Genomic DNA, 7,184 nt, shown 5'->3' with positions numbered 1-7,184 from the left:
TCAGTTAAAGCGACAAATTATTTTTTGTCATCTTTTACTTCAGTGAATTCAGCATCTACAACGCCGTCATCAGCTTTTTGCTGTTGTTGACCTTCGCCGCCTTGGAATGCGTTTGGATCAAAACCTTCCGCGCCGCTTTGAGCACCTTGTGCTGCTTCATAAGCACGTTGGCTAATTGGCATGATGATGTTTTGAAGCGCTTCAGTTTTCGCTTTAATATCTTCAACGTCATTTTCTTTGGTTGAAGCTTCAAGCTCAGCTACCGCAGTTTCAATGGCAGTTTTTTCGTCAGCAGTTACTTGCTCGCCAAGATCTTTCACTGCTTTTTGAGAAGAAGACACTAATGCATCCGCTTCGTTACGTGCTTTCGCGAGTTCTTCGAATTTACGATCTTCTTCAGCATTCGCTTCAGCATCTTTGATCATTGCTTCGATTTCAGCATCAGACAAACCTGAGTTTGCTTTAATCTGGATCGATTGCTCTTTACCAGTGCTCTTGTCTTTTGCAGATACTTTCAAGATACCATCAGCGTTGATGTCGAAAGATACTTCAATTTGTGGCACACCACGTGGAGCAGGTGGAATGTCGCCTAACTGGAAGTTACCCAGCAGTTTGTTTTGCTGCGCCATTTTACGTTCACCTTGGTAAACCGAAATGTCTACAGCAGGCTGGTTGTCAGCAGCAGTTGAGAACACTTGAGATTTCTTCGCAGGAATCGTGGTGTTTTTCTCGATGATTGCAGTCAACACGCCACCCATGGTTTCAATACCAAGCGTTAGCGGAGTTACGTCAAGTAGAAGTACGTCAGTTTTGTCACCTGAAAGTACCGCGCCTTGAATCGCAGCACCCATTGCGACTGCTTCGTCAGGGTTTACGTCTTTACGTGGCTCTTTACCGAAGAATTCTTGAACCTTTTGTTGAACCATTGGCATACGAGACTGACCACCCACCAGGATGACGTCAGAGATGTCAGAAGTCGAAAGACCCGCATCTTTAAGTGCAATACGGCAAGGCTCAATCGTACGCGCAACCAGATCAGCAACCAAACCTTCAAGTTTTGCACGTGTTACGTTGATCACTAAGTGTTTAGGACCAGTCGCATCAGCAGTGATGTATGGAAGGTTGATTTCAGTTGCGTTTGAAGATGAAAGTTCGATCTTCGCTTTCTCAGCAGCTTCTTTTAAACGCTGTAACGCCAGTGGATCTTGTTTCAGGTTAAAGTTCTGTTCTTTCTTGAACTCTTCAACCAGGAACTCGATTAACGCGTTATCGAAGTCTTCACCACCCAGGAATGTATCACCATTGGTAGACAATACTTCGATTTGCTGGTCACCATCAAGGTCAGCGATTTCAATGATTGATACGTCGAAAGTACCACCACCCAAGTCGTAAACCGCGATTTTACGGTCACCTTCTTTTTTGTCCATACCGAACGCAAGTGCAGCAGCAGTTGGTTCGTTAATGATACGTTTAACTTCTAAACCTGCGATTTTACCTGCATCTTTAGTTGCTTGACGTTGTGCATCATTGAAGTAAGCAGGAACAGTAATCACTGCTTCAGTCACTGTTTCGCCCAGGTAGTCTTCAGCAGTTTTCTTCATCTTTTTCAAGATTTCAGCAGAAACCTGTTGTGGCGCCAATTTTTTGTCGTTGACATCAACCCAAGCATCACCATTGTCCGCTTTGATGATTTTGTAAGGAACCAGACCGATATCTTTTTGTACCGCTTGGTCTTCATAACGACGACCGATCAAACGTTTGATCGCGAACAATGTGTTTTTCGGATTCGTCACGGCTTGACGTTTTGCAGATTGACCTACCAGAATTTCGCCATCTTTATAGGCAATAATAGATGGAGTGGTGCGCGCGCCTTCAGCATTTTCGATTACTTTAACTTTGTCGCCTTCAAGTACTGCAACACATGAGTTTGTAGTACCTAAGTCAATACCAATGATTTTAGCCATTTGGATGTTTCCTCTAAAATTTTTTTGTGATTTACACTTGTTATCCGATATGAGAGCCGTTCAATTTTTTTCAAGTAAATTTTTAGAAAAAATTTCACAAACTCCCGAATTTATTTGGCTTAAGCGCCGACCATCACCATGGCAGGACGCAATAAGCGACTGTTAAGCGTGTAACCTTTTTGCAAAACAGTCCCAATTTCATTGGCTTTGGCATTTGGATCAATCCCGACTGCCTGATGCAGGTCAGCATTGAAACCGTTGTTGGTGTCTACTGCCACAACCCCAAATTTCTCCAAGGTATGCAATAAAGATTTAAGGGTCAGTTCAACACCTTCACGCAATGGTGTTTGCTCTTCACCTGCAGCCAAAATGGCACGCTCCAGATTGTCGACTGTTTCTAGAAGCTCTTTAGAGAACTTTTCCAGAACCGTATCTTTATGCTTTTCAGATTCACGCTGAATACGTTCAACACTTTTTTGTGCTTCATAGACTGCGTTGGCGGTACGGGCTTTTTCTAACTTCAAGTCACCTTCAAGCTGCGCAATCTGCTCTTGTAAAGACTCAACGGAAACTTCAGCCTGCTCGGTTTCAGCTTGAGTTTGCGCTGTATCTTGTTCCGCTTGCTCTTGCTCAAGTTGTTGAGCTTGCTCGTTTTGCTCAGTCGCCATTGATTTACTCCGTTTAAATGGGTTCTTAAACATGTACAGTCCTTAGGCCTCAGTGTTCACTGCGTTTATGCTGAACTGCCATGGTTGTGAAGTTCTTGATTACCTAAAGAAATCGGGGCAGGGTGTAAAAATTCAAGCGTCGACCCAGATTAAATTTAAGATTTATGCAAAATACTGAATCCAGCGGACAGCAGAACGGGCTATTCAGAACATAACAGCAGGATGAGATGAGAATAAAATACACGGGCATCAGCAGCGATGAATCCGGATTTTGAGCTGAATAGATTTAATTCGCCACTAAATCCAAGAATTAATTATTTGAAAATCAATATAAAAAATGATTAATCGTATTTTTAAATCAAATTAATAATTTTAATCCGTTTTAAGTATTGTTAAAAAAATTGCATCATACGTCTATTAACAGCGACCTTGTTCAGAGGAGAGAGCCGAACCGGGTTGCTGTTGCCCTATTTTAAAGTTGCTTTTTTTAGCTGAGCATCCCCAAGACTCAGCTTTTTTTTGCCTGTTTATTTATTAGACATAAAAACGATTAATATCTAAGCAATAAAGTCTTTCACAATAAATGAACTTTTGATTAATATTTATTCCAGATTCTATCGCTGTAGTTTCTTCTTATTTTGAAATGTGTTTTCGTGGCTTATCCTGTTCTCTAGATAAGCCTTTTTTTGCCCAGAATTTACCTTTTTTGAATTTGTTTGAATCAGTTTTCTCTATTTTAGCGTTATGTAAGATAAAACTTACAACTTGGATAGTGAATGTCGGCTTTAGGAGAGCAAGTTGATTCGATAGGATAATTTATGTAAAGAACAGGATGTTCTGGTTGAATTGCTGAGAAGCATAAGCGAAGTGGAAGTTCGTTTAACATAACCCTCTACAAAAGCCCTAAAGAAATTTTCTTTAGGGCTTTTGTCTATCTGGCAGCTATCTTTTTTCATTAAAAAAGCCCAGTCTGGGCTTTTAATAGAGAAAATGATTCAAGTCTTAATCACGACGATCGCGTGAACGTTGTTCCTGATGGCGTCGGTTGTCATTCCAGCGTTGATTAGAACGGTTTTGCTGGACTTTTTTACTGCGCTGATCTGTTACACGTTTACGTTCCAGATCCTGACGACGCTTGCGTTCTGCTTCTGCCTGTTTTTGCCGTTGCGTCATGATATTTTTACGTTGCTGTTCATGGCGCTGCCGTTCCAGTTGACTTTTACGTCGATCCAGCTCTAACTGTCTTTTACGATCCTGCTCCCAATTGCGACGTTGTAATTCCTGTTTACGTCGATCCAGTTCAATGCGTTTGCGTTGCTGTTCATATTCCCAGCGTTGCCGCTCATAGCGACGATCTTGTTCATAACGCCGATCCAGTTCATAACGACGGTCATAACGTTGATCATAGCGGCCGTCATAATAGCCACCATCTTCAGGAAATGCGACGCAGCCTACAGCTAAAAATGCAGTCGCCAAAGACAGAGCTATAATTTTGCTAGCCATAGGCATCCTCCCGATTTGCAATAAAAAATATACTTAAGCTCGCAAAAGTACGTCAAAAATAACCTTTAAACGGTCAATGACATCTTCTATAAATGAAGGTAACGTATCGGGCAGAAGCTATATGTACATTGATATTAAGACTTATATAAGAATATGGTCACTGAAACGCTAATCGTGTAGAAACTATGAAGAATTAAGAGAATAAGGACTAAAAATAATGACTGTGAACCCTCCGGTTCTGAAAAGTGTGATGGAAAAAGGACAAGGGACGGCAGCGCGTATGCTGGACCGCTTACCTGGCATTGCACAGGAAGCATTGGTTAAGGCCCTGGATTATCCTCATGTCTATCCTGATTTAGATCCTTTGGTCAAATGCCTGATGGCCATCCAGATAAAACAGGGGCATAGCAGTTTTATCAGTGAGGATCTGGCACATTCGCGCGCACTGTTTGATGCACGCATGAAAGCGATCCGGGCTAAACCAACTACTGTCAAAGTCATCGAAGAGCTACGCCTGCCTTTGCAAAGTGGCAGCATCTTTGCACGACATTATCATCCAGCTCCACAAAAGAAGTTGCCGATGGTCATTTTTTATCATGGTGGTGCATTTATGGTGGGCGGTCTGGATACCCATGATGAATTCTGTCGCTTGCTGGCAGTACATGCCAAAGTGCAGGTGTTGAGTGTGGCTTATCCGCTGACGCCAGAATTTAGTCCCTTGCAGATGGTACAAGTCTGTGAAGATGCCTTGGCGTGGGCACATCAGCATAGCAAGCAGCTAAAAGTCTATAAAAACCGTATTGCCGTGGCAGGGGACAGTGCCGGCGGAAATCTGGCTACTGTTGTAACTCAGCGCAGTGCAGGTAAATCTTATGCCGCACGAGCCCAGCTTTTACTTTATCCGGCAGTTGATTTTAAAAGCCGTCATCCCTCTTTCTATGCTTATAAAGATGGACTGGTACTTTCAGAGCAGGATATTGATCTGGTGACCTTAATGTATGCCCAAACCCATCAGATTGAACTGGATGATCCGTTGATTTCACCTACTTATGGTGAATTGCGGAACTTACCGCCAACTTATGTGATTACCGCACGTCATGATGTCCTGCATGATGAAGGTTCAATCTATGCGCATAAACTACGTCAGAATGGCGTGAGTGTTCATTATCATGAATATACCGATCAGGCACATGGTTTTATCAACCTGACGCCGATCTCCCGCCGTGCCAAAAAATATGTGATTGAGATCAGCAAAAACTTCCGCAAATTCTGGGACAGAAATAGTTAAATCGAAAGCATGAATGCAAAAAGGTGTTTCTCATGAAACACCTTTTTTTATAGATAGGTTTTTATCAGTTCTTATACTTTGCTACTGATCTGCGCTTCAGGAAAGATCAGATTGAATTTGGGGACATAAAAGCTTTGCAGCAATTTGGCTTTGGAAAAGTCTGGAAATATATTCTCAGCATCTTGCCATTCTACTTGCGAGAGTTTGGAGAGATGACCGCGGAACTGTGGACTAAACTGAAAACGCTGGCCTTTCCAGGCTTGCTGAATTTTCAGCATAGACGCTGGAATATGATGACTATTAATATAGAACTGGCGTGCAGATTTGGTTTTCTTCAGCCGAATCGTCATATGCTGGTTCTGGTGCTGAATCTGACATAGCACTTCCTGATCCTTTTCCTGCCATTCAAATTGCGCATGTTCTTTGGGAATGCCCCATAAATGCTGACCGTGTACCACAGACTCATGGGTAGACACATAAATTTTAGGAATCGAGCTGAGGCGCCGTTTACTAATTAAAGGATGATCCAGAATCAGTAACTCATCATAAGGGCCAATCGGCGAAGCGTGATAACGCACCAATAAGACGTGGACCATGCGACCCAGCGGAGAAGGGGCGATCCGGAACTGTTTCGCTTGCTCAATAAAACTTGGGGTCAGCCAATAATTCAGAATAAAACCCTCACCCTGCAAACGCCAAGGTGGAAACTGGTGGATATTTTGCTCCTGTAATAATGCATGCTTCATTCTTATTCTCTTGTCTTTAGTCGGCAGGTCACTGCATTATGAGTTATAAAAGATTAATATATAGTCATTCACAACCATTACTTCTGAGTAGATGAGTTAACAAATGTTAAAGAAATCATTATGTGTCATCGCACTTGCTGCGGTCAGTCTACCAAGCTTTGCTGCAAATACGATTATTGAGATGAAGACTTCATCGGGAAATATTGAAATTGAACTCTTCAATGACAAAGCGCCAATCTCGGCAAAGAACTTCGAAAGCTATGTAAAGAGCAACTTCTATAAGGACACGATCTTTCACCGCGTCATTCCAGGCTTTATGGTGCAGGGTGGGGGCTTTGATGTGAACATGCAGGAAAAAGCCAATACCAAAGCACCCATTAAAAATGAATCATCGAATGGTCTGCAAAATAAACGCGGTACTTTAGCCATGGCCCGTACCAATCAGCCGGATTCTGCCCGAGCACAATTCTTTGTGAACCTGGTAGACAATGACTTCTTGGATCGTTCTGCTAGAAATGCTGGCTATGCGGTATTTGGTAAGGTCACTAAAGGCATGGATATCGTCGATCAGATTGCCAAAGTACCGACCCGAAACTATGGAATGCATCAAAATGTGCCTGTGAACCCTGTAAAAATCAACAGTGTGACGATTAAAGCACCAGTTGTGAAAAACTAGGCACAGAATAAAACAGAAATATTTAATTTGTATTTATATTTTAAAAATATGTACTTATGTAATAATTGGTATAAAATTAAACCAATTTGGTGCATAAAAATAAAACACTCGTGATTCCTGTGCGCTAAAAGCGCTTGCACGTGTAAGAAATTGCCCTATAATGAGCACATACCGACGAGATAGACGGAAACGAACGAAGCAGAATGGCGGATTTGTTGAGTTTATCGAAGTCCAGCTTCTGGCACTGACGAGGTGTTAGAAAGATCATTAAGAGATTATGAAGAACAACTTGTGTGGATTTTTACTGGTTGATTGATCGAAATTATTTTCATTGATTGA

At 42.0% G+C, this 7,184-nt stretch carries 6 protein-coding genes; 2 read left to right on the top strand and 4 right to left on the bottom strand.

Features of this window, described 5'->3' with window-relative positions; genetic code table 11:
- Positions 1-17 precede the first annotated feature (17 nt).
- The 3 genes from dnaK to WAK81_RS10005 all read right to left on the bottom strand — a co-directional run bounded on the left by dnaK (position 18) and on the right by WAK81_RS10005 (position 4,135).
- On the bottom strand, positions 18-1,964 hold the full coding sequence (dnaK, locus tag WAK81_RS10015; protein ID WP_422196690.1) for a molecular chaperone DnaK: 1,947 nt from the start codon (positions 1,962-1,964) through the stop codon (positions 18-20).
- 119 nt (positions 1,965-2,083) lie between these two features.
- Complete coding sequence (gene grpE, locus WAK81_RS10010; protein ID WP_422196691.1) at positions 2,084-2,632, bottom strand: nucleotide exchange factor GrpE; 549 nt, start codon at positions 2,630-2,632, stop codon at positions 2,084-2,086.
- Between the two features lie 1,002 nt (positions 2,633-3,634).
- Complete coding sequence (locus WAK81_RS10005; RefSeq protein ID WP_262443133.1) at positions 3,635-4,135, bottom strand: hypothetical protein; 501 nt, start codon at positions 4,133-4,135, stop codon at positions 3,635-3,637.
- A gap of 217 nt (positions 4,136-4,352) precedes the next feature.
- Between WAK81_RS10005 and WAK81_RS10000 the strand changes: the two genes are divergently transcribed.
- Positions 4,353-5,423 (top strand): alpha/beta hydrolase, encoded by a 1,071-nt coding sequence (locus WAK81_RS10000; protein ID WP_422196689.1) that lies wholly within the window; start codon positions 4,353-4,355, stop codon positions 5,421-5,423.
- Positions 5,424-5,494: 71 nt separating this feature from the next.
- Here WAK81_RS10000 and WAK81_RS09995 read toward each other — a convergent pair whose 3' ends face one another.
- Entirely contained in the window at positions 5,495-6,169 is a 675-nt protein-coding gene (locus WAK81_RS09995) for an acetoacetate decarboxylase family protein (RefSeq protein WP_422196688.1), read from the bottom strand.
- A gap of 103 nt (positions 6,170-6,272) precedes the next feature.
- Between WAK81_RS09995 and WAK81_RS09990 the strand changes: the two genes are divergently transcribed.
- Positions 6,273-6,845 carry a peptidylprolyl isomerase gene (locus WAK81_RS09990; protein WP_422196687.1) on the top strand — a complete coding sequence of 191 codons (573 nt, stop codon included), beginning with the start codon at positions 6,273-6,275 and terminating at the stop codon, positions 6,843-6,845.
- Positions 6,846-7,184: the final 339 nt, after the last annotated feature.

Source organism: Acinetobacter sp., from assembly GCF_049284435.1.
Taxonomy (GTDB): Bacteria; Pseudomonadota; Gammaproteobacteria; order Pseudomonadales; family Moraxellaceae; genus Acinetobacter.
This window is presented reverse-complemented; position numbering and strand designations above follow the sequence as displayed.

Bases quoted from the DNA above. Each gene is read 5' to 3' on its own strand.
- dnaK (WP_422196690.1), bottom strand. From the start codon at position 1,964: ATGGCTAAAATCATTGGTATTGACTTAGGTACTACAAACTCATGTGTT.
- grpE (WP_422196691.1), bottom strand. From the start codon at position 2,632: ATGGCGACTGAGCAAAACGAGCAAGCTCAACAACTTGAGCAAGAGCAA.
- WAK81_RS10005 (WP_262443133.1), bottom strand. From the start codon at position 4,135: ATGGCTAGCAAAATTATAGCTCTGTCTTTGGCGACTGCATTTTTAGCT.
- WAK81_RS10000 (WP_422196689.1), top strand. From the start codon at position 4,353: ATGACTGTGAACCCTCCGGTTCTGAAAAGTGTGATGGAAAAAGGACAA.
- WAK81_RS09995 (WP_422196688.1), bottom strand. From the start codon at position 6,169: ATGAAGCATGCATTATTACAGGAGCAAAATATCCACCAGTTTCCACCT.
- WAK81_RS09990 (WP_422196687.1), top strand. From the start codon at position 6,273: ATGTTAAAGAAATCATTATGTGTCATCGCACTTGCTGCGGTCAGTCTA.